We start from the raw sequence: 22641 nt of genomic DNA on the forward strand, positions 1-22641 counted from the left end.
AAATCCGGCCGGCTCAGCTCGATCGGTGCGCACTCGCCGGAAAATCGGGGCGGTCAACGCTCCGGGAGTGGGCCGATCAGCTCGATGCCGTACTCGGCACCCAGTGCACGGAACCGCTCCGGCGTTCCCGCGTCCTTCTCGAGGACGCGGTGCACGTCGCGAAAGAAGCCCTCGGATCCGCCGGGGATCATCATGGTCAGTTTGCGTCCGCCACCCGGGCCCGCGCGCAAGCCGTGGGGCAGGCCTCCGGGGACGAACACCACGGCTCCGGTCTCGGCCGGCATCCACTCGCCGGCGACGTAGAAGTCGTAGTGACCATCGAGGATGTACCAGAGTTCGGCGACGTCGTGCCGGTGCAAGGGGGTGGCGAAGCCGGGCGCATCCATGCCCTCCAGCAGACCCAGGCCGCCGCCGGTCGACTCGGCGGACGCCTTCAACCTCATGACCGAGCCCTCGGGCGCCGCCGCCGGTTCTCCCTCGCCCGCGGCCAGGGCGTACGGGCGGAGCATCTCGTTCTCAGCGACCATCGTTACGCGTCCACAGGCCCGGTCGTCACGCCCCTACGGCACGGTGCAAAGGTCAAAGCAAGGAATGTACACCCATGTGCCCGCATAAGACGATCTTGGCATGGCCGTGATCATCGGGCTCACGTGCGTCCCTCGATAAGGGCGCCGACGTGCTTGACGGTGCGGATGATGGGGCGGTCTCGTCGACGGGGTCACGGACAGCCACAGCCGGCCGTCATCTCGATGCCGAACAGCGCCGCGTCGTGCACGCCGACGGTGTGCGGCCAGCGGTAACGGCGGGCGAACGTCTGGTCGGAAACACCCGGGACCGCGGCGACCCGGCGGACCGGGATCCGGCCGTCGATGACCAGGGCATTGGAACAATCGCCGATCCAGGCCGTCGATCGTGACGGATTCCGGCTCAGACACGCCATCGGCCTCGGATACCGCCAGATCATCCTCTTCCCGTGAGGACACCTCCGCGCCGGTGTGGCCGCCCCATGTCCGGATCCGGTCGTTGACAGCGGTACGTCCAATTTCTAGGTTCTCGGTCAGAAATCGATTTCAGAAATCGATTTCTCACCCGCCCGGTGTCCCGATCGCTCGGCCCCCGACCGTCGCCGGCAGGCGAGGAAAGTGAGTCGGAGATGGCATCTCCCCGACGAACCGAAGGTCGCGGAAGGGCGCGCCGGTCCGGGTCCATCGCGGGGCGTCCGGCGCACCGGACGCGGCGCGCGCTCGCGGGACCGTTTCCGGTCCTGCTCGCGCTGGTCGTCTCTTCGCTCGTCGCGGCCCGCCCCGCCTCCGCGTCAGCGCCCGCCTCCACCGCGGCCCGGCCCGCCTCCGCACCAGCGCCCGCCTCGGTCACCGGCCGCCCCGCCTCCCTCGCGGCTCGGCCCGCCTCCGCACCAGCGCCCACCTCCACCGCGCCGCGCACCCCCGCCCCGGCGGGGCCCGCCGCCGTCGCGGCCCGCCCCGCCTCCGCGTCAGCGCAGCCCGCCGCCGCGGCGCGGCCCGTGTCCGTCGCGGCGCCCGGCTCGGCCGCGGCGCCCGCGCCCGGTGGCAAGGGGCCGGTCGGCTGGGACACCTACCGGCACCTCGACCGGTTGCCCTACCTCACCACCGGCGTCACCACGCACGAGTTCTCCAGCTACGACCGCGCGGGCGGCAACGACGACGGGTTCAACGGCACGTACTCCTGCCTGCGCACCACCGGCGGCGGATGCGTGATCGCCGAGGACTCCGGGCCCGGGGAGATCAGCTCGATCTGGTTCACCCGCGACAACGGCGACGTGTCCGCCACCGGGCGGATCACGATCGTGCTCGACGGGAGGACGGTGCTCGACGACTCGCTCCAGAACGTCGTGAACGGCGGCCACGGCGCGCCGTTCGTCAGCCCGCTCGTCGCCGACGCGGACCAGAGCTCCGGCGGCGTCTACATCAAGGTGCCGATGCCGTACCGCACCTCCATGACCGTCACCACGCAGAACAAGCCGCTCTTCTACCACGTCACCTACCGGCACTTCCCCGACGCGGACGGCGTCGCCACCTTCGACCCGGCCGACCACGCCGACGACGTCGTCGCGATGCTCAGGGCGGCCGGCACCAAGGACCCCAAGCCGACGGCGTCCGGGGCGACCACGCGTACGGTCGGCCTCTCCCCCGCCGCGGGGGTCACGGCGAGCATCGACCAGCCCGCCGGGCCGGCCGTCATCACCGGCCTGCGCGTCAGGCTGCCCGACCGGTCCGACGACACGCTGGAGAAGGTACGGCTGCGGATCGCCTTCGACGGCCGGACCACGGTGGACGCGCCGATCGGCGAGTTCTTCGGCGCGGGGCTCGGCGAGCAGAAGGTGAGCGCGCTGCTGTTCGCCGTCGACCCGGCGAGCGGCTGGTACTCGGCGTGGTGGCCGATGCCGTACCGCCAGGAGGCGACCGTCGCGCTCGTCAACGGCACCGCGCACGCGCTGAACGGGATCAGCGTGGAGCTGACCTCGGCCCCCGACTCCCAGTGGACGAACGCCCTCGCGCCGAGCGGGCCGGCCGCCTACTTCACCGCCTCGGCGCACCGCGCCGTCGCCACGCCGGGTGACGACTGGCTGTTCGCCGACACCGGCGGGCGCGGCAAGTTCGTCGGCGTCTCGGAGACGATGCGCGGCCGCATCCCGGACACCAGCGACAACACCCGCGCGTACCTCGAAGGCGACGAGCGCGTGTACGCCGACGGGTCGAGTACGCCCGACCTGCACGGCACCGGGACGGAGGACTTCTATGAGTCCGGCTGGTACTTCAACCGGGGCACGTTCACGGCGCCGTTCAACGGCGAACCCGGCCACGAGAAGAACGGCGGCGGCTGCGACCACGAGTGCGACGGGGCGTACCGGCTCATGCTCGCCGACGCGGTGCCGTACGCGCACGCGCTGAGGTTCGGGATCGAACACGGGCCGCAGGACGACGCGGACGCGGAGTACTCCTCGACCGCCTTCCTCTACACCCGGACGACCGTCGCGAACCACCGGACCGACACCGTACGGACCGGCGACGCGGCGAGCCGGACGGCCCACGCCTACACCGAGTCCACCGCGGCGAGCCAGTACGCCCTGGACTCCTCCTACGAGGGCGACGACGACGGCGTGCCGGTCACCGCGCAGGTGCGGAGCACCACCGGCCAGGTCGCGTTCAAGCTCGGCACGGACGCCGCGAACCAGGGTGTCCTCCTCCGCCGTACGTCCGACCAGCAGGCGGCGTACCAGAAGGCCGACGTGCTGGTCGACGGCACCGCGGTCGGCACCTGGGTGCAGCCGCAGGGCAACGGCACGCACCGGCTGCGCGACGACGCGTTCCCGCTGCCCGCCTCGGCGACCGCCGGCAAGACGTCGGTGACGGTCACGCTGCGGCCGGTCGCGGGCGCCCCCGCGTGGACCGCCGCGCGGTACACCGCCGACAGCCTCGTCACCCCGTACGCCGACGCCTCGCCGCCGGGCGCGCCGACCGGCCTGGCGCGGACGGGCGGGCGGCGGCACGCCGTCCACCTCGCCTGGGCCGAACCGGCCGACGACTCCGGCGTCACGGCGTACCGGATCTACGCCTCGGCCTCGGCGGACGTGCCGATCGGCCCGTCCACGCTGGTGGGGACCTCGCGCCTGCCGGTGTTCACGTACGGGTCGCGGCCCGCGCGTCAGACGCTGCACTACCGGGTCGTCGCGGTCGACAGCGCCGGGAACGCCGGACCGGGCTCGGCGGTGCTCGGCGCGACCACGGCGAACCCGGTCCGTACGGACCTGGACGGCGACGGCCGGGACGACGCGCTGACCTTCACCCGGGGCACGGACGCCGACGTGTACGCCTCGCTCTCGGACGGCACGAAGTTCGTGCAGGACGGCTGGAAGTGGGACGACTACTTCGCGGCGGGCACCGAGGTGCCGGAGACCGGCGACTTCAACGGTGACGGCAAGGACGACATCGTCACGTTCACGCGCGGCACGAACGGCCAGGTCTGGGTGGCGCTGTCGAACGGCTCCGGCTTCGGGGCGGCCACGGTCTGGCACAGCCACTTCGCGATCAACGACGAGATCCCGGCGGTCGGGGACGTCGACGGCGACGGCCGGGACGACATCATCACCTTCACCCGCGGCGACGCCGCCGACGTCTTCGTCTCCCTCTCCGACGGCACGAAGTTCGTCCAGGACGCCTGGAAGTGGCACGACCACTTCGCCGTGGGCACCGAGATCCCGGCCGTCGGCGACGTCAACGGCGACGGCCGCGCGGACATCATCACGTTCACGCGTGGCACGAACGCCGACGTCTACGTGTCCCTGTCCGACGGCACCAGGTTCGTCCAGGACGCCTGGAAATGGCACGACCACTTCGCCGTGGGCGACGAGGTTCCGGCCGTCGGGGACGTCGACGGGGACGGCCGGGACGACATCATCACCTTCACCCGCGGCGACGCCGCCGACGTCTACGTGTCCCTCTCCGACGGCACGAAGTTCGTCCAGGACGCCTGGAAATGGCACGACCACTTCGCCGCCGGCACGGAGATCCCCGGGATCGGCGACTTCGACGGCGACGGGCGCGCCGACGCGGTGACGTTCACGCGCGGCACGGCCGCCGACGTCTACGTGTCCCTGTCCGACGGGACCAGGTTCGTCCAGGACGGCTGGAAGTGGCACGACCACTTCGCCGCCGACACCGAGTGGCCGCAGCCCAGCAGGCTCCTGCCGTGAGGAAGTGACAACAGGTGCGCAGAACGCTTCTCGTGGCGCTCGCCACTCTCGCCGCCGCCCTGACCTGCGTGCCCGCCAAGGCGTCGCCGGTCGCCGGCGCCTGGGTGACGGCGGGCGCGTTCACCAGGGTCTACGACCCGAGCACGCCGACCCAGCAGTGGTACATCAACGACCACACGTTCGTACGGGACGACGCGGGCACCTGGCACATGTTCGGCATCACCCACGCCGAGCCCGCCGACCCGGTCAACGAGGTCGAGTTCGCGCACGCGACCGCGCCCTCGCTCGGCGGCCCGTGGACCAAGCAGGCGCCCGCGCTGACCGTCGACCGCTCCTACTTCGGCGAGACGCACCTGTGGGCGCCGCACGTGATCCACGTCGGCGGCACGTACTACATGTTCTACAACGGCGGAGGCACCGACCTCACCGACACGGCGATCAGCCTGGCCACCTCCACCGACCTGGTCCACTGGACCCGGCTCGCGAGCGGTCCGCTGTTCCGCGACGGGTACGAGGCGCGGGACCCGATGGTGACCCGCGTCGGCGACCGGTGGGTCATGTACTACGACGCGACCAGCGCACCGTCGGGCGGCAACCACGTCGTCGCGTACCGCACCAGCACCGACCTGATCCACTGGAGCGGGCGGAACATCGCCTACACCGATCCGACCACCGGCGACTGCTGCGGGAACACCGAGTCGCCGTTCGTCGTGCACCGCGGCGACTGGTGGTACCTGTTCATCGGCCCACGGCTGGACTACTCCGGCACCGACGTGTACCGCAGCCGCGACCCGTTGCACTTCTCATCGGCCGACACGGTCGGCCACATCGCCTCGCACGCCGCCGAACCGGTGCTGGACCAGAACGGCACCTGGTGGATCAGCGCCGCGGGCTGGGGTAAGGGCGGTGTCTACCTCGCCCCGCTCACCTGGCATGACGGTCCGGTCAGCGGCCCTCACCTGTACGCGATGCCCGCCGACCGGTCCGCCGTGTCACGCTGGGACGGTTCGGCCTGGACCGTGGTCGGCGGCCCGGCGGGGCATCTGTACGGCGGTGGGTACGGGCTGTTCGCCACGGACCCCGGCACCGGCGACATCTACCGCTACAACGGCACCCCGGGGAACTGGAGTCGCGTCGGCGGACCCGGCGCCTCGTTCGCGGTGAACGCCGGCGCCCTGTACGGGCTGGCCCCCGACCACTCCATGGTCCTCCGGTGGAACGGCGACGGCACCGCGTGGACGAAGATCGGCGGCCCGGCGGGCCAGATCTACGCCGGCGGCGACCAGCTGTTCGCCACGAACCCCGACACGGGCGACATCTACCGCTACAACGGCACTCCGGAGAGCTGGACCCGGGTCGGCGGACCCGGCGCCTCGTTCGCCGTGAACGCCAACGGCCTGTACGCGCTGGCCCCCGACCACTCGAAGGTCCTCCAGTGGACCGGGCACGACACGACGTGGACGCAGATCGGCGGCCCGGCGAGCCACATCCACGCGGGCGGTGAGGACTTCTTCGCCACCGACCCGAACACCGGTGACATCTACCGCTACCTCGGAGTGGAGAACTTCTGGGCCCGTGCCGGCGGCCCGGGCGACGTGTTCGCGGTGAACGACACGTCGCTGTACGGCGCCTCCCGGGCGGGCCTGTTCGCCTGGTCCGGCACCGGTACCGCTTGGACCCGCATCGGCGATCCCGTCTCCGAGGTCGTGGCAGGACCCTGACCTGTGAATTCGGAGCGCGGGGATGACCGCCTACCGGCCGAGGTCCGCCAGAGGCGTCCAGTCGCCGTCCCAGAAGACCATGGTGGCCGGGGAGATTCCCAGCCGCCGCAGGGTCGCCGAGAACGCCGGGAGGGCGACGGCGGGCGCGTTGGTCTTGGGCACGAAGAACTCGATTCGGTGCCCGTTCTCATCGGGTTCGCCGGAGTCGGCCTCGCCCTGGACCGCCCGCGCGATCTCGGCGATCGCCTCGTCCGGCACGGTTTCACCGGCCGGAGTGATCATGACGATGTCGTAGTCGGTCCGCTGGTCGCTGCCGAAGGGCCGGACCTCGGGCGAGATCACGCCGAGGAGTTGTTCGAGGGCGAGCAGGCCGTCGTCGGCGAAGACACAGGACGTCGCCAACACCTTGCGCAGCCGGTCGCGGTCGACGGGCGGCGCTTCCGCCGTCCGCGCCCAGGCCATGATCCGGTCGAGCAGGTCCTCGTCCTCGGCCGGCTCCGACTCGGGCAGGGGAACATCGAGTTCGGCAACGGCCCGTTGGTGATTGATGTAGGCGTTCCACCGGGGCGTACCGTCCAGATAGCCGGTGATCCCGGCGAAGTCGCTGTCACAGACCGCCGACAGCAGAGCCGGGCCGGGGATGCCCGAGAGCGCGGCTTCGAACTGCTCGTAGTTCGTGATCTCGCCGGTGAGGTAGGTCCACCCGTCCACCGCCACAGCGGCGCGCTCGTGATCGGGAAACCGCACGCGCCCGTCAGCCGGAGCGCGAAACGCCAGATAGGCGGCCCAGGTACCCATGTCATCACCCTTCGTCGCAGGTATGGCGGCACGGTAACGACGAGGTACGACATCCGCGGCCCTCAACGGCCCATGGCCGCCCATGAAGCCGGGTGAGGGGGTCCCTGATCGCGCTCTGGCGCGGTCAGGGACCCCCTCACCATCCCGGCTCGCAGGACCGCGCTGGCCCGATCTCTTTTGCCGTTTCGGCAAAGGGGGTTGGTGTCGCGTCATGTGCGGGCCGAGGCTGCGCGTTGAAGCGATCCCCAGCCTGAAAGGCATTCGATGCACGTCTTCGTCACCGGCGCGAGCGGCTACATCGGCGGCACCGTCGCCACTCGTCTGGTCCGGGCCGGTCATACCGTCACCGGGCTGACCCGGGACCGGACCAAGGCCGAGGCGCTCGCCCGTATCGGCGTCCGGCCGGTGGTGGGTCTCCTGGACGACCCCGATGTCCTCACCGACCAGGCGCGCCGCGCGGACGCGGTGATCAACGCGGCCGACAGCGACCACCTCGGCGCCGTCCGGACACTGGTCGCCGCGCTCGCCGGCTCGGGCAAGCCGCTGATCCACACCAGCGGCTCCAGCATCGTGGGGGTGGGCACGGACGGCGAGGCGTCCGCCACGGTCTTCGAGGAGGACGTCCTCGACGAGGGATCCGGCTGGGAACCGAACCATCCCGTACGCCGGGCTCGCGTGGCCATCGACCGCCTGGTCCTGGCCGCCGCCGAGCAGGACGTACGCTCCGCGGTCCTGTGCAACAGCCTCATCTACGGCCACGGACGAGGCCCGGCCCGGGACAGCGTCCTGATCGCCGCGCTCGTGAACCAGGCCCGCGCCGCCGGCGTGGTCCAGCGGGTGGGCGCCGGCCGCAACGTCTGGTCCAACGTCCACATCGACGACGTCGCCGACCTCTACCTTCTCGCCCTGGCGAAGACGCCCCCCGGCACCTTCTACTTCGTGGAGAACGGTGAGGAGTCCTTCGCCGCGATGACCGACGCCATCGCCGCCGCGCTCGGCCTGCCCGGCCCCCGGCCCTGGGACCCCGACGCTCCCGGCAACCTCTGGCACCCCGAGTTCGCCCGTCACGCCCTGGGCTCCAACAGCCGGGTTCGCGCCACCCGAGCCCGCGGCCTTCTCGGCTGGCGCCCGCGGCATCGGTCGATCACCGGCTGGCTCACCACCGGCCTCGTCCCGGACTCAGGTGGTCCCGGGGGTCACTCCGCGGGCCGGTCCAGGTGATCCTCGTAGACGGCGATCTTGTGGTTGATCACGTCGAGACAGCGGTGGAGGTCGGCGATCTGGGCGAAGATCCGCCCCTGCTGCTCGCGCAGCAGGGCCAGCCGGTCCCCCTCGGTGCCGGCTCCCTGGCGCGCCAGTTCGGTGTAGCGGCGGATCGCCGGGATGGGCATGCCGGAGGAGCGCAGCACGATGCAGAGGTTGAGCCAGTCGACGTCGTGCTCGGCGTAGACCCGCCGGCCCCCGGGCCCGCGCCGTACGGGGTTGGCCAGGATGCCCTCGCGTTCGTAGAAGCGCAGAGTGTCCACGCTCAGGCCGGTACGGACGGCGACTTGGCCGATGGTCAGGCTCTGTGGGGAATCGCTCACGGACCCAGGATGGGGCTTGAGCTGGAGTCGGGTCCAGCTCCTAGGGTGCGGCGGACGGGCCAAGGCCACTTCCGATCTTTCACAGGAGCCTCACCTTGCGTTACCGCTATCTCGGCCGTACCGGTATGGAGGTCAGCGTCCACTGCCTGGGCACCATGATGTTCGGCGCCGTGGGCAACCAGGACCACGACGACTGCGTTCGCATCGTGCACGCCGCGCTGGACGCCGGCATCAACTTCGTCGACACCGCCGACATGTACTCGGCGGGCGAGTCGGAGGAGATCGTCGGCAAGGCTCTGCGGGGGCGACGCGACGAGGTGGTGCTCGCCACCAAGGTGCACTTCCCGATCGGCGAGGGCCGCAACCGCGGGGGCAACGGCCGGCGGTGGATCACCACGGCGGTCGAGGACAGCCTGCGGCGGCTGCGCACCGACTGGATCGACCTCTACCAGGTCCACCGGCCGGACCACGCCACCGACATCGAGGAGACCCTGTCCGTGCTGACCGACCTGGTGCGGCAGGGGAAGATCCGCGCGTTCGGCTGCTCGACCTTCCCCGCCGAGGAGATCGTCGAGGCCCACCACGTCGCCGAACGCCGCGCCCTGCACCGGTTCCGCACCGAGCAGCCCCCGTACTCGATCCTCGCCCGAGGCGTCGAGGCGAACGTGCTGCCGACCTGCCGGCGATACGGGATGGGCGTGCTGACCTGGGGTCCGCTCGCCTCGGGCTTCCTCACCGGCCGCTACCGCAAGGGGCAGGCCATCGATCTGAGCACCGGGCGCGCCGCGCTCACCCCCGGCCGCTTCGACCCCGCGCTGCCGGTCAACGCCACCAAGCTGGACATCGCCGAACGACTCGTCGAGGTCGCCGACGGCATCGGGAGCACCCTGCCCGAACTCGCGGTGGCCTTCGCGGCGGCGCACCCGGCCGTCACCTCGGTCATCGTCGGTCCGCGCACCATGGCACAGCTGGAGGCGCTGCTCAAGGGAGCGGCACTCACGCTGGACGACGACACGCTGGACCGCATCGACGCGATCGTGCCGCCCGGCACCAACGTCTACCAGCCGGACGGCGCGTGGACCCACCCGGCTCTGGCCGAGACCGAGCAGCGCAGACGGCCCCTGCCGGACCGGCCGGCGGCATGACGCCCGGCGGCCCCGCTCAACCGGCGGGACGGTGATGGACGTACTCCACCACCGCCCCGTCGGGGTGCCGCGCGGTGAAGCCGGCGCCGACGGGCACCTGCTTGAGCGACCCGACGACCTCGGCGCCCGCGCTCAGCAGCCGTTCGAGGTACGGCTCGACGTCGTCGACGAGGAGCGTTCCGGTCGTGGCGCGGAACGGGCGCAGGGACTCCTCGTCGCCCTCGATGATCAGGAACGCGCCGACCGCGGCCAGGACGAGGTTCTTCTCGGGATAGGGCATCCGTATGTCGACGGTCGTGCCCTGCGTCTTCTCTAGAAGCCGATGGCCTCCTCCAGCTCGCCCGGTCCGACGAAGACCCGGATGAGGACACGGGGTTCCGTCCGGTGGGACGAGTCGGGGTCACGGCGCCAGATCTGTTCTGTCATGACGGTCAGCCTGTCGCGCGCTCCGCGATCGTGGCAGTACACGAAATGTCCTGTTGGCCAGACTCATAGGCTGGCCGTATGTCCCCCGGCATGTCCTCCGCCCCGCTCCGCCGCGAACTCGGCGGGTTCCTCCGGGCGGTGCGTGAGCACACCGCACCCGCCGACGTCGGCCTGAGCACGGGCGCGCGGCGCCGTACGCCGGGGCTGCGCCGCGAGGAGGTGGCGGCGCTGTCCGGCGTGAGCATCGGCTGGTACACCTGGCTCGAACAGGGCCGGGTCGCGGTGTCACGGCAGGTGCTCGACTCGGTGTGCCGGGTCCTGCGCATGGACCCCGGGTCCCGCCGCCACGCCCTCGAACTCGCCGGATACCACGAGGAGACGGCACCACCGGCGGACCGCGACCACCTGCGGCGGCTCATCGGCTCCTGGCCCGGCACCCCGGCGCTGATCCTCGACGAACGCCTCGACCTCGGCGGGTGGAACCCCGCGTACGCCGACCTGGTGCTCGACCTGTCCACGGTCGCACGGGAGCGGCGAAACCTCCTGCTCCTGCTCGTCGGTGAGCTACGCGACGCGGTCCCGGACTGGGCGCGTCTCGTCCGCGGCCTGTACGGCCAGTTCCGTACGGGCACCGACCGGCGACCGGACGATCCCCGCGTACGCGACATCCGCCGGCTACTGGCCACCCAACGCCCCGACCTCGCGCACTGGTGGGAATGCCGGTCGGTGGCGGACTTCACGCCGACCACCGTCGAGGTGCGCGGCGTCCCGATGACCCTCTCGCTGCTGCGACCGGTCGGCACCGCGGACGCCTCGGTCCTCGTCCACACCCCCACGGACGGCCACGAATGATCAACGATCCCCTCGATCTCACCGTGCTGGGCTCCGCGACGCCGTACCCGAGTGTGGACAATCCGTGTTCCGGCTACCTGGTCTCCAGTGCGGGTACCCGGGTGTGGGTGGACGCCGGCACCGGGACGCTGGCTGAGCTGCGACGACACGTCCGGCTGGACGAGCTGGACGCGATCTGGATCTCGCACCTGCACGCCGATCACAGCGCGGACCTGCTCACCGCCTACTACGGCGCCCTGTACGCCGACGTCCGGCTCGCGGCCCCCATCCCGCTGTACGGCCCGCCGGGCGTGGCCGACCGGCTGGCGCACTTCCTCACCAACACCTCCACGCGCAGCCCCGTCGAATCCGCCTTCGCCGTCGACGAACTCCACGACGGCCACCAGGTGCGTGTCGGCACGCTCACGCTGACCAGCCGGGCGGTCGCGCACGGCATCCCCGCCTTCGCACTGCGCGTCGAAACCGGGGGACGGTCACTGGTCTACTCCGGCGACACCGCGCCCTGTGCCGGCCTGACGCAGCTGGCGGAGGGATGCGATGTGCTGCTGTGCGAGGCCGACAGCGCACAGGTAACCCGAGAGGAGGAACGGGTCCACCACACACCGGAGGAGGCCGGTGACACCGCCGCCGCGGCCGGGCCGGGACGGTTGGTCGTCACGCATGTCGGGCCTTTTCTCACTCCGCGGCAGGCGGTCGCCCGCGCCTCCACCCGGTTCGATGGGCCGGTCGAGTACGCCGCGCCCGGCGCCACCTTCTCGATCGGCTGAGCTTCGCGGATCAACCGAGGTTCGCCGGCCGATCCGGGACCGCGGTGCGGAAGGCCCGGCGGACGGCTTCGGCGGGCACCGCGGCGCCGGTCCGGTCCAGGCCGAGCAGCGCCGCGCCCGCGACCGGGGGCGCGTCGACCACGGTGAGGGTGAACTCCTGCTGCAGATCCGGTGCCGCCTTCCACACCGCGCTCAGGAGACGGCCCGCCGGGTCGGCGAACAGGCCGCCGCCCAGCACGAGCGTCCACGGGCCCTCATCTCCCAGGCTCCGCCGCGCCGCGCGGGCCATGGTCGCGACCTCACCGGCCAGTTCGCCCACCACCGACGCGGCGACCGGGTCGCCGGCGACCGCCTGGTCCAGGAGCACCGGCACCAGGACGCCCAGTTCGTCCTCGGTCAGCGAGCCCGCGAGCAGCGCCTCTCCCACCGCGCGCACCGACGCGACGCCCAGCGTCGAGCAGACCGCGTCGCGCAGGGTGGTCGACGGGCCCCGGCCGTCCTCGGCGCGGGCGGCGACGCGTACCGTCTCACGGGCCAGGAAGTCGCCGGCGCCGCTCAGGTCGCCCGTCTGCCAGCCCAGCGACGGCAGCTCCCAGGCGGAGGAGCCCGCCCGCGCGACGCACTTCAGGCCCGCGCCGCACACCACGCCGACGGCGGGCGCCCCCGACGGAGCGCCCAGGCGCAGCAGCGCCCACGCGTCGTTGCCGACCTCGACGGAGCCGAACACCCCGAGTGAGGCCAGCGCCTCCCGCCGCTCCGACGCCTGCCACGGCACGTCCACCCCGGCCAGGTAACAGGCGGCGTGCACGTCCGACAGGGTCACGCCCGCGGAGGAGGCCGCGACGCCCGCCAGCCGGGCGATCAGCGCGGCCACGGCCGGTGCGGCGAGGGCGCAGCCCGGCCCGCGGACCCAGGCCAGGAGCGTCCCGTCGCCGTCCAGCAGCGCGACGTCGGTCTTGGAGTTGCCGCCGTCGACCGCCAGGACCGGCGACGGCATCACGCCGCCCAGGGCAGGGCCGCGCGGTTCGCCTCCAGCAGCAGTTCGGTGAGCCGGTCGGCGACCGCGTACTGCCCCACGAGCGGGTGGGCCAGCAGCGCGCGGAACACCCGGTCGCGGCCCCCGTGCACGGCGGCCTCCAGCGCGAGGTGCTCGTACGCGGTGACGTGGGCGATGAGCCCGGACAGCAGCGGCTCGACCGGCGCGACGGGCAGTGCCGCCGGGCCGTCGGCGCCGACGGTCGCGGGGACCTCGATCACCGCGTCCTCGGGCAGGAACGGCAGCGCGGAGCCGTTGCGCAGGTTCACCACGTGCGTGCGTCCGTCGCCGTCGCGCAGGGAGGCCATCAGGTCCAGCGCCGCCTCGGAGTAGAACGCGCCGCCGCGCCGGGTCAGCAGCTCCGGCTTGGTCGTCACCGAGGAGTCGGCGTACGCCTCGAGCAGCCGGCCCTCGATCTCCATGACCTCCTGCGCGCGCACGCCGTTCGCCTTCTGCTCGGCGACCACCTCATCGTGGGCGTAGTAGTAGTGCAGGTAGTAGGAGGGCACGGTGCCGAGCCGCCGGACCAGGTCCACCGGCAGGCCGGTCGCGGGCGCCACCCTCTCGCCGTACTCCCCGAGCAGGCGCGGGAGCACGTCGACGCCGTCGAGCAGCACGCGGCGCTCCCACGTCAGGTGGTTGAGCCCGACGTGGTCGAGGGTCAACCGCGACGGATCGACGCCGAGCACCTTGGCGAAGTGCCGCTGGAACACCACGGCCGCGCTGCACAGGCCGACCACCCGCGTGTGACCCGCCTGGAGCAGCGCCCGGGTGACGATGCCGACCGGGTTGGTGAAGTCGATGATCCATGCGGACGGGTTGACCGCGCGTACCCGCTCGGCGACGTCCAGCATCACCGGCACGGTGCGCAGCGCCTTGGCCAGGCCGCCGGCGCCGGTGGTCTCCTGGCCCAGGCAGTCGCAGCGCAGCGGCAGCGTCTCGTCCTGGAGCCGGGCGGCCTGGCCGCCGACGCGCAGCTGCACCAGCACGATGTCCGCGCCCTCGGCCGCGGGGGCCAGGTCGGTGTGCGTGGTCACGGACGCCGGGTGACCGCCGGCGGCGAACATGCGGCGGCTCATCGCGGCCAGCACGTCCAGCCGGCCGGCCGACACGTCGTGCAGGGCGACCTCGGTCACGTCGAGCCGGTCGCGCATGCGGACCAGGCCGTCGATCAGCTCCGGCGTGTACGTCGAGCCGCCGCCGACGATGGTGAGCTTCATTCGTCCTCCTGGAGGTCGACCACGGCGTTCGCGGCGATCACGCGGGCGTAGTAGCGGGCGCTGTCCTTGACGCGCCGTTCCTGGGTGGCGCGGTCGACGTGGACGAGGCCGAAGCGCTGGGCGTACCCCTCGGCCCACTCCAGGTTGTCCAGCAGCGACCAGTTCAGGTACCCGAGCACCCGCGCACCCTCGTCCATCGCCCTGGACAGCGCGAGCAGGTGCCGCCGGAGGGCGTGCGCGCGCCCGGTGTCCCGTACGCGCCCGGCGGCGTCCGGCTCGGCGTTCCACACGCCGCCGTTCTCGGTGATCAGCAGCGGGATCCCGTAGTCGCGGTGCAGCCGTACGAGCAGGTCGTGGAAGGCGCCGGGCACGTCCTCCCAGCCGCTCTCGGTGCGCGGGACGCCCTCCTCGGCGCGCAGCACCTTCCAGGGCAGGCCGTCCTGGGGCGCGGCGGCGACCCGGCGGCGCGTGTAGTAGTTGACGCCGAGCAGGTCCGAGCGGGTGCCGATGACGTCGAGGTCGCCGGGGCGCACGAAGTCCAGCGGGCCGACCAGCCGCTCGAACAGCGCGACCATGTCCGCGGGGTACTCCCCACGCAGGACGGGATCGAGGAACCAGCGGTTGGTGTACCCGTCCGAGCCCCAGGCCGCCTCCGCGTCCGCCTCCGAGGCCGGGTACGTGGGGTAGAGGCTCAGCGGGATGCCCGCCCGGGCGTCCGGGCGCCGCTCCCGGATGCGGCCCATCGCCAGACCGTGCGCGAGCAGCAGGTGGTGGGCCACGAGCACGGACGTGCGCAGATCCCGCTCCCCCGGCGCGTGCAGGCCGAGCCGGTAGCCCAGCACCGACACCACCCACGGCTCGTTCACCGTCAGCCAGGTCGGCACTCGGTCGCCGAACGCGTCGAGGCAGACCTCGGTGTAGGCGGCGAAGGCCTCCGCCGTCTCGCGCGACTTCCAGCCGCCGCGGTCCTCCAACGCCTGGGGCAGGTCCCAGTGGTAGAGGGTCGGCACCGGGGTGATGCCGCGTTCGAGCAGACCGTCGATCATCCGGTCGTAGTGCGCGAGGCCGGCCGGGTTGACCGGGCCGGTGCCCGCCGGGACGATCCGCGGCCAGGCGAGAGAGAACCGGTAGGCGTTCATGCCCAGGCCCGCCATCAGGTCGGCGTCGGCCGGCCAGCGGTGGTAGTGGTCGCAGGCCACCGCACCGGAGTCGATGCCCCGCTCGGCGGTGAAGGTGTCCCAGATCGACGGGGCCCGGCCGTCCTCGGCCACCGCGCCCTCGACCTGGTACGCCGACGTCGCGGCGCCCCACAGGAAATCCGGCGGAAAGTTCACCAGTCCACTCCCGGGAGGTTCAGGGCGGCCTCGCAGCCGAGGAGGAGAACGCCGACGCTCCACGCGTGCGAGAGCGTGAGCAGCATCCCCTTCGCCTGGAAGCACGCCGTCTGGTAGTAACGTTCGCTGGCCATGCCCTTGTAGGCGTTGAAGTCGCCGTCCTCGCGGGCGATGAACTGCCGGAAGCAGGCGAGGTTCTCCCGGGTCAGCTCCAGGTAGTACGGATCGCCGGTCGCCTCGGCCAGCTCGACCATCTCCGGCAGGCAGATCAGTCCGTACGCGTGCAGGTGCTGGTTGCTCGGCGACGCCTGGTCCGCGCCCCGGCTGCGGAAGCCGTACGCCCCCAGCAGCGTGTGCGGGTCGAAGCGCACGTCGTAGGTGTAGCGGAAGGTCAGCATCCAGTCCGCGGCGCGGCGGGCGAGGTCGCGCCAGCGCGCCTCGCCGGTGACCCGCCACAGCGCCATGTACGCGAGGATCGCGGCGTACCCGTCCTCGGACGTCGGCGCCAGGTCCACGTCCTCGGGCGCGCCGTGCAGGAACTCCTCGTCCACGAAGTGCGCGTAGTGCTCACCGCCGCGGACCGCCGCGGGCAGGTAGGCCGGATCGAGGTCGGCGGCCTCCGCGAGAGCCGCCACCCAGGTCAGCCCGGCCGCGCCTTCGCGCGACAGGACCCGCCCGTCCTCGGCGTGCAGCATGCTGCCGAGGTTGCCGTCGGCGCTCTGGCTCTTGACCGCGACGTCCAGGTTGCTGCGCACCGCGCGCTCCCAGGAGTCGCGGGCGACGCCCGCCGCGCGCTCCGCGAGGACCGCCCGGTGCAGGAACAGCGTCGCCTCGGCGAGAGTGCGGGCGTGCAGGCCGCCGGGCACCGGCGTCCAGCTCCCGACCCAGCCGCGGCTGCCGCCCCACTGGCCCCAGAACGTGCCCGACGGCGCGAGGTTGGCGCAGATGTGGTCGATGACGGCGGCGCCGGCCGCGACCTCCTCGGGCAGCCTCCGGCGGCGGCCGTGCGCCAGCAGCGCGTGCGCGTACGGGATGCCGCTCACCCAGGCGACGTGCATCGCCTCCCGGTCGCCGAGGCCGCGGACGTTGCCGTTGAACTCCCGGTCGAACGCCGCGGTCTCCAGGAGCACCGCCGGGTCCGGCCGGTAGTGCCAGCGGTGCAGGCCGTATGCGGCCAGGTCGGCGGCCTCGGCCACGCCGACCCAGGGCCGCAGCGGCTCGGTGGCCGTCCGCGCGTGCCGCTCGCGGAGCACCGGCGCGTACGCGTGCCGGTCCGCGGCCAGCGGGTAGACGCACAGCTCGACCGTGTGCCGCTCCCCCGGCCGCCACAGGTGGGTCCGCGCCATCGGCGGCAGCGGCACCTTGTCGCCGTAGTAGCTGACCGGCGCCTCACGGTAGGGGAACTCGGCGTGCAGGGTCGCGGTGCCCGCCTCCCAGGCGAAACCGATGCCGGTCAGGCCGAGAGAACTGTTCTCGTCGACGGCCAGCGCGAGCCCGCCCTCGCCGGTCCAGGCGAACACGGCGGGCGTCGCGGCGCGGTCGGCGCGGAAGCTCCACGCGGGCGAGACGAACCTTTCGGTGTCGGCCTCCCGCGCGTACCGCGGGTACAGCCGGTCGTTGCCCTCCGGGCGGTTCTCGCCGTAGAACAGCCCGGGGATCAGCCAGTACGGGTCGTCCTCGGCGGGCAGGCTCGCCGACACCCGCAGCCGCCCCTCGGCGGGCTCGGTCCCCCGGTAGGTGGCGGTCACCGTGACGGTGACGCCGCCGGCCGGGGTCGGGCCGGCCGAGCGGTCCAGCTCCACGTCGAACACACCGGGGTCGAGCCCGGTGACGGTCAGGTCCATGTCCGCTCCCCCTCGGAGTCCTCGGTCAGTACGCGGGTTCCCCGGCCGGCGTGCGGGTCCTCGGTCAGCACGCGGGCGGGAACGTTCCAGCCGTCGAGCAGCACGCGCCGCTCGGCGGGCGGCACGCCGTCCCACCGGCACCGCAGCACGATCTCCTCGCCCGGCAGCAGGTCGACGGCGTTGTCGTCCCAGCGGGCCCAGCCGGGCCGGTCCGCCGGGCGTCCGTCGAGCAGCCGCACGAACGGCGCGGCCGGGCCGTCCTCGTGCCGCAGCCGCAGCGCCCACTCGTCGCCGGAGGCCGACAGCCGTACGGCGATCCGGGCCGGCGGGAGCGCGAGCAGCGCGCCGAAGCCGGTGCCGGCGGTGAGGAGGTACCGGTTGCGGTACGTCCGCCCGCCCACCCGCAGCGCCAGATCGAGGAGGAAGGGCGCGCCCGCCGGCGTGGCCGTGGCGCAGCGAATCTCGCCGAGGGGCCGCAGGCCGCCCACCTCGCGCCGAGATCCTTCCGCTTCGCCCCACGATCCGTCCGCACCGCCGCGCGATCCGCCCGCCTCGGTCGCGGGGCCCTCTGCCTCGCTTCGCCACGCGGCGGACGCGATCTCCTCGCCGTCCAGGCTCAGCACCCGCGCGGTGACCTCGCCCGGCGCGGCCCACACGGTGGCGGTGAACTCCTCACCGGTCACGCGCGGCGCCGGAAGGGCCGCGCAGACGAGCGGCGAGCGGTACGCGCGCCGCACGTAGTGATAGGCCGCCTTCGGCTCGCCGAAGTAGTCGACGGCCGCCGTGCACCAGCCGTTGGGGAAGGACTCGTTGAGCTGCCACGGCAGCACGCCGCAGCTCTCGGGCCGCCGCCGGTTGGCCTCGACCGCGTACCGCAGGCCGTCGGCCTGGAGGAACTGGCTCGCCCGCGACATCGCGGCCAGGTCGCCGATCGCGTCGTCGAAGGCCGCGCGTACCAGGGGCTCGTTGTTCCACCACCGGCCCAGGTGGTCCCAGACCGGGTCGCCGTGCGTGGGCAGCGTCGCGCCGGGCACGACCGAGGCGATCGCGCGGACGTTGCTCATGCCCTCGACGCCGAACTCACTGAGCAGCAGGCCGCGCCCCTCGTCGTAGAGCCGGTAGTGGTCGTCCAGTCCCTGGTGCTCCCAGGGGCCGTGCACGTCGTGCTGCTCGGGCACGGTGCGCACGCTGTCGAGGGTGTTGCCGAACACCGGCCCGGACGGCGAGGTCGGCAGCCACCGCCGGTCCGGGTCCAGGCGCGCGACCACGTCGTGCAGCGCGGCCAGCACCGGGGAGTCGCCGTCCGTCAGCGGGACGCCGCCGGCGTTCTGCAGCTCGTTGCCGCCGCACCAGATCGCCAGGCTCGGATGGTTGCGGCGCGCGGGCACGATCCGCTCCGCCTCGGCCCGCATCCGCGCGACGAACGCCGGGTCCGCGCTGGGCACGCTGCTCATCCCCGAGCTGGACTGGGCGAACTCCTGCCACACGAGGATGCCGTACTCGTCGCACAGGTCATAGAAGGCCTCGCTCTCGATGAGGCCGCCGCCCCAGACCCGCAGCATCATCACTCCGGCGTCGCGGGCGAGCGTGAGCAGATGGCGGAGCCGGTCCTCGCCGGCCGCTCCGTACATCGCGTCGGCGGGCACCCAGTTCCAGCCCAGGATGTCGACCGGTTCCCCGCCGACCGTCAGCCGGTACGGCAGCGCGCTCGCCGGGCCGCCCGGCTCGCGGACGAAGCCGATGTCGCGGAAGCCCACGCGGACCCGGCGTTCGTCGCCGGGCCGGCCCGAGCCGTCCCGTACGGCCGTGTCGAGCGTGTACAGGTACGGCTCGCCGAAACCGTTCGGCCGCCAGAGGCGCGGCGAGGGCACCTCCAGGACGAGCTCGGTGACCGCGCCGGTGAGCGGCACGACGGACTCGGCGACCGCCGCGCCGTCCGCGTCGCGCAGCACGCACGCGACGGCCGCCCCGGCCACGTCGCCGTCGGCGGTCACCGTGACGGTGAGCCGGTCGGCCGCGGGCCGCGCCCACACGTCCGCGAGGCGCACCGCGCCGGTGATCCGGAGCCGCGCCGGGCCCCACAGCCCCTGGTGGACGAGGCGCGGGCAGAAGTCCCAGCCGTAGCCCATCCGGCCCTTGTGCACGGTCACGGCCTCGGTGTGGCCGACCTGCGGTTCGCTGACGGGAGCCGGGTCGACCACGACCGCGAGGGTGTGCTCGCCGGCGCCGAGCCGGCCCGTCACCTCGGTCACGAGCGGGACGAACGTGCCCTCGTGCGCGGCCACCCGCTCGCCGTCGAGGTGCACGGTCGCGGAGTGGTCGACGCCGTCGAACTCCAGGAACGCCCGCTCGCCGTCCGCCAGGGCGGGCGCGCGCAGCGTCGTCTGGTACACCCAGGTCCGCTGCGGCACCCACTCCGACAGCAGGCTCTGCCGCGCGACGCGCGGATCGGGCACCTCGCCCGCCGCGAGCAGGTCCGCCAGGACCGAGCCGGGCACCCGCGCGGGCACCCACCGGCCGCCCACGTCGCGGGCGTGCAGCTGGGCGCGGTGGAGCTGCCAGTCGTCGCCGAGGAAGCCGCGCAGGCGCCAGCCCTCGTCGAGGGCGACCACGGACGTCATTCCGTACGGTCCAGGGTGGTGTCCTCCGGGCGGTCCTCCGACCCGCTCAGCGGGCGTTCCAGCAGGTCCGTCTCGACCACCGGCAGCGCCCGGTCGTCCGGCACGAACAGGGTCTTGATCTCGTGCGGGTCGAACTCCGCGATCACCGTGCGCCGCAGGAACGGCAGGTGGACCGTTGCGGTCGCCGCCGCGCCGTCCGTCTCGTAGCCGCGCACGATGTGGCCGCCGCCGTCCTCGGCCCGCTTGACCACGGTGATCACGACGTTGCCCGCGTCGCGTACGTCGGCGAAGGACCGGTGCTGGGGCAGCGGACCGTCGTGGAAGGACTCCAGCAGGGCGACCGGGCGCTGGTCCAGCTCGGCGGCCGCACGCGGCGTGCCGGCCGCGCGCCAGTCGCCGTCGTGCGGCAGCAGCCGGTACGTGAACCGCTGCACGCCCTGGTCCATCGCCTCGAAGTCGCCGTCCTCGGGCAGCGGCTCCGGGGTGTGCCAGGCGTACGGCGGGCTGCGCAGGACCGTGACGCCGAGGTCGCCGCCGGACACGTCGCCGCCGTACTTGGCGTCGTTGAGCACCGACAGCCCGGCCGGGCCGGCGGGCGTCTCCCCGGAGACGTCCACCCAGGTGTGGCTCACCGTCTCGTGGCCGTCCGGGACGCGCTCCAGGTGCCCGTACGGGATGGCGTGCGTCGCGGTCACGCCGGTCAGCGCGGTCGGGAAGCGCAGCTTGAGCATCCTCAGCCGCTCGTGCCAGTCGACGGTCACCCGGACCTCCAGGTGTCGCGCGCCCGCGACCAGCACGTAGTCCTCGCGCATCGTCGAGGAGCCGTACGCGCTGTCGACCCGCACCACGTGGCGCACCGGACCGGACTCGACCACGCGGACGGACGTCGGGGTGAACCGGCCGATCACGTCGCGGTAGGAGACGACGCTGTGGCCCCAGGTGTCGGTCCGGTCGTCCAGGACCGCCGCGTGCGCCGCCCGCGCCGCCTCGTCGTCGATGAGGTCGACGCCGCTCGCCTTGTGCACGAGGCTCGACAGCCAGCCGGTCTCCGGGTCGATCTCGGCCCGCAGGTGCTCGTTCTCCAGGACGGTGCCGCGCTCGGCGACCGGGCCGCTCGCCGGGTCGGCGTACAGCCGGTAGAGCCGGTAGCCGAGCGGCGGCAGCTCCACCGGCACCACGAGCACGCGACGCCCGCCGCACACCGTGGACGAGCGCGCGACCTGCACGGGCACGCGCCGGTCCGCGTCGTCGACGGCGACGATCGCGCCCCGGCCGAGCTGGGCGCCGAACTCGACCTCGACCGTGGTCGCCACCGGCCAGGGGTGCGGGTTGAAGACGGCCAGCGGCGCCATCCCCTCCTCGGGCGCGACCGCGATCTGGCGGCTGATGCCCTGGATCGCCCGGTTCTGCAGACGTGCCGCGATCGAGCGGGCCTCGCCGAGCTGGTCGCGCGCGTCGTCGTACGCGCTCGGCAGCGCCGTGCCGGCCGCCGTGTCGTGGAAGTGGTTGAACAGGACCTGCCGCCAGGCCGTCTCGAACTCCCCGGTGACCGGCGCCATTCCCGCCACCTCGCCGGCGATCGCCGCCCACTTCTCCGCGGCGGCGAGCGCGTGCTCGGTGGTGCGGATCAGCTTCTTGATCCCCGAGTGCGCGGAGTAGCAGCCGACTCCGTGCGGCTGGATCTCCCCGGTGTACTCCGGCAGGTCGCCGTCCGCGGCGTCGTCGAAGAACGCGGCGGCCGTGGAGAAGATCATCCGGGGGAACTGGTCGCTGCCGTTCAGCTCGACGATGCTGTCGATGTTGGCCCGGGTCGGGCCGCCGCCGTGGTTGCCCACGCCGTAGAAGCACATCAGCGGCTCGGTCGTGTGCGGGAGCTGGGCCAGGGCCTTGCCGACGTGGGTGCCCAGGTGCCCGGCCGGGCTGCAGTACTCGTGCGGGATCCGGTAGGTCAGCACCCGGGAGCCGTCCGCCGCCCGCCACCAGAACGTCGGGCCGGGCAGCTCGGCCTCGTGCGGCTGCGGCCGCATGAAGGCGTACGTGTCCATGCCGGACTTGCTGAGCAGCTGCGGGATCACGGCGTTCTGGCCGAAGGGGTCGACGTTGCAGCCGACCGAGGCCATCCTCCCGAACCGGTCGACCAGGAACCGCTGGGAGTACAGCGCGTGCCGGACGAACCCCTCGCCTCCCGGGATGTTGCAGTCGGGCTCGACCCACCAGCCGCCGACGATCTCGAACCGGCCCGCGCGCACCTGTTCGCGCAGCGCGTCGAACAGCTCGGGGTCGTGTTCCTCGATCCACGCGAGGTACCCGATGGAGTCGCAGGTGAAGACGAAGTCGGGGTACTCGGCGATGCGGTCGAGGGCGGCGCGGAACGTCGCGCGCGCCTCCTGCAGGCCCTCCTGCCACGGCCACAGCCACACCGCGTCGATGTGCGCGTTGCCGATCATGTGCAGGGGCCCGCGGGTGGCCTGCCCGATCGGCGGCGCGGGACGGGCGGGGGACGCGGTACGCGGCCGGGGGTCCGGTGTCGCGCTGATCATGGTGAAGCGGGGATTCCTT

Annotated in this window: 17 protein-coding genes; 6 read left to right on the plus strand and 11 right to left on the minus strand. The window is 73.0% G+C overall.

The features are described 5' to 3' along the window. Positions 1-53: 53 nt before the first annotated feature. Positions 54-527, minus strand: a complete 474-nt coding sequence (locus ABEA10_RS15720; protein WP_345463934.1) for a cupin domain-containing protein — start codon at positions 525-527, stop codon at positions 54-56. A gap of 191 nt (positions 528-718) precedes the next feature. Then, positions 719-940 (minus strand): AsnC family protein, encoded by a 222-nt coding sequence (locus ABEA10_RS15725; RefSeq protein WP_345463937.1) that lies wholly within the window; start codon positions 938-940, stop codon positions 719-721. Positions 941-1522: 582 nt separating this feature from the next. On the opposite strand from ABEA10_RS15725, the gene ABEA10_RS15730 reads away from it, so the two are divergent. Beyond that, a complete protein-coding gene (locus tag ABEA10_RS15730; RefSeq protein ID WP_345463940.1) occupies positions 1523-4732 on the plus strand; it encodes a DUF2961 domain-containing protein in 3210 nt (1069 codons plus the stop codon). 14 nt (positions 4733-4746) lie between these two features. Continuing rightward, positions 4747-6453, plus strand: coding sequence for a family 43 glycosylhydrolase (locus ABEA10_RS15735; protein WP_345463943.1), 1707 nt, complete (start codon positions 4747-4749; stop codon positions 6451-6453). Positions 6454-6483: 30 nt separating this feature from the next. On the opposite strand, the gene ABEA10_RS15740 is transcribed toward ABEA10_RS15735, so the two are convergent. Continuing rightward, positions 6484-7251, minus strand: coding sequence for a hypothetical protein (locus tag ABEA10_RS15740; protein WP_345463947.1), 768 nt, complete (start codon positions 7249-7251; stop codon positions 6484-6486). 264 nt (positions 7252-7515) lie between these two features. On the opposite strand from ABEA10_RS15740, the gene ABEA10_RS15745 reads away from it, so the two are divergent. Beyond that, entirely contained in the window at positions 7516-8472 is a 957-nt protein-coding gene (locus tag ABEA10_RS15745) for an NAD-dependent epimerase/dehydratase family protein (RefSeq protein ID WP_345463950.1), read from the plus strand. Here the strand turns inward: ABEA10_RS15745 and ABEA10_RS15750 are convergent. Beyond that, the gene (locus tag ABEA10_RS15750; protein WP_345463953.1) at positions 8448-8837 is read right to left on the minus strand and encodes a MerR family transcriptional regulator; all 390 of its coding nucleotides are present in this window, start codon (positions 8835-8837) and stop codon (positions 8448-8450) included. The two genes, ABEA10_RS15745 and ABEA10_RS15750, sit on opposite strands and share 25 nt — an antisense overlap. Positions 8838-8932: 95 nt before the next feature. On the opposite strand from ABEA10_RS15750, the gene ABEA10_RS15755 reads away from it, so the two are divergent. Further along, the gene (locus tag ABEA10_RS15755) at positions 8933-9982 is read left to right on the plus strand and encodes an aldo/keto reductase (protein ID WP_345463957.1); all 1050 of its coding nucleotides are present in this window, start codon (positions 8933-8935) and stop codon (positions 9980-9982) included. A 16-nt stretch (positions 9983-9998) separates the two neighbouring features. Here the strand turns inward: ABEA10_RS15755 and ABEA10_RS15760 are convergent, their stop codons facing one another. Further along, the gene (locus ABEA10_RS15760) at positions 9999-10262 is read right to left on the minus strand and encodes a VOC family protein (protein WP_345463961.1); all 264 of its coding nucleotides are present in this window, start codon (positions 10260-10262) and stop codon (positions 9999-10001) included. Positions 10263-10486: 224 nt separating this feature from the next. On the opposite strand from ABEA10_RS15760, the gene ABEA10_RS15765 reads away from it, so the two are divergent. Together ABEA10_RS15765 and ABEA10_RS15770 are read left to right on the plus strand one after the other, a co-directional pair. After that, positions 10487-11260 (plus strand): helix-turn-helix domain-containing protein, encoded by a 774-nt coding sequence (locus ABEA10_RS15765; protein WP_345463964.1) that lies wholly within the window; start codon positions 10487-10489, stop codon positions 11258-11260. Further along, positions 11257-12027, plus strand: coding sequence for an MBL fold metallo-hydrolase (locus tag ABEA10_RS15770; protein ID WP_345463967.1), 771 nt, complete (start codon positions 11257-11259; stop codon positions 12025-12027). The genes ABEA10_RS15765 and ABEA10_RS15770 overlap by 4 nt, the downstream gene beginning before the upstream one ends. A gap of 10 nt (positions 12028-12037) precedes the next feature. Here ABEA10_RS15770 and ABEA10_RS15775 read toward each other — a convergent pair whose 3' ends face one another. The 6 genes from ABEA10_RS15775 to ABEA10_RS15800 are packed head-to-tail and all read right to left on the minus strand — an operon-like array spanning position 12038 to position 22622. Further along, a complete protein-coding gene (locus tag ABEA10_RS15775; RefSeq protein WP_345463970.1) occupies positions 12038-13024 on the minus strand; it encodes an N-acetylglucosamine kinase in 987 nt (328 codons plus the stop codon). Further along, on the minus strand, positions 13024-14283 hold the full coding sequence (locus ABEA10_RS15780; protein ID WP_345463973.1) for a 6-phospho-beta-glucosidase: 1260 nt from the start codon (positions 14281-14283) through the stop codon (positions 13024-13026). Before ABEA10_RS15780 ends, ABEA10_RS15775 begins: the two co-directional genes overlap by 1 nt. Beyond that, positions 14280-15617 (minus strand): GH1 family beta-glucosidase, encoded by a 1338-nt coding sequence (locus ABEA10_RS15785; protein ID WP_345463976.1) that lies wholly within the window; start codon positions 15615-15617, stop codon positions 14280-14282. The genes ABEA10_RS15780 and ABEA10_RS15785 overlap by 4 nt, the downstream gene beginning before the upstream one ends. Further along, positions 15614-17461 (minus strand): hypothetical protein, encoded by a 1848-nt coding sequence (locus ABEA10_RS15790; protein ID WP_345463979.1) that lies wholly within the window; start codon positions 17459-17461, stop codon positions 15614-15616. Before ABEA10_RS15790 ends, ABEA10_RS15785 begins: the two co-directional genes overlap by 4 nt. Next, the gene (locus ABEA10_RS15795; protein WP_345463982.1) at positions 17452-20082 is read right to left on the minus strand and encodes a glycoside hydrolase family 2 protein; all 2631 of its coding nucleotides are present in this window, start codon (positions 20080-20082) and stop codon (positions 17452-17454) included. Before ABEA10_RS15795 ends, ABEA10_RS15790 begins: the two co-directional genes overlap by 10 nt. Further along, the gene (locus ABEA10_RS15800; RefSeq protein ID WP_345463985.1) at positions 20079-22622 is read right to left on the minus strand and encodes an alpha-mannosidase; all 2544 of its coding nucleotides are present in this window, start codon (positions 22620-22622) and stop codon (positions 20079-20081) included. The genes ABEA10_RS15795 and ABEA10_RS15800 overlap by 4 nt, the downstream gene beginning before the upstream one ends. Positions 22623-22641 lie beyond the last annotated feature (19 nt).

It is taken from the genome of Actinoallomurus oryzae, from assembly GCF_039541955.1.
GTDB lineage: Bacteria > Actinomycetota > Actinomycetes > Streptosporangiales > Streptosporangiaceae > Actinoallomurus > Actinoallomurus oryzae.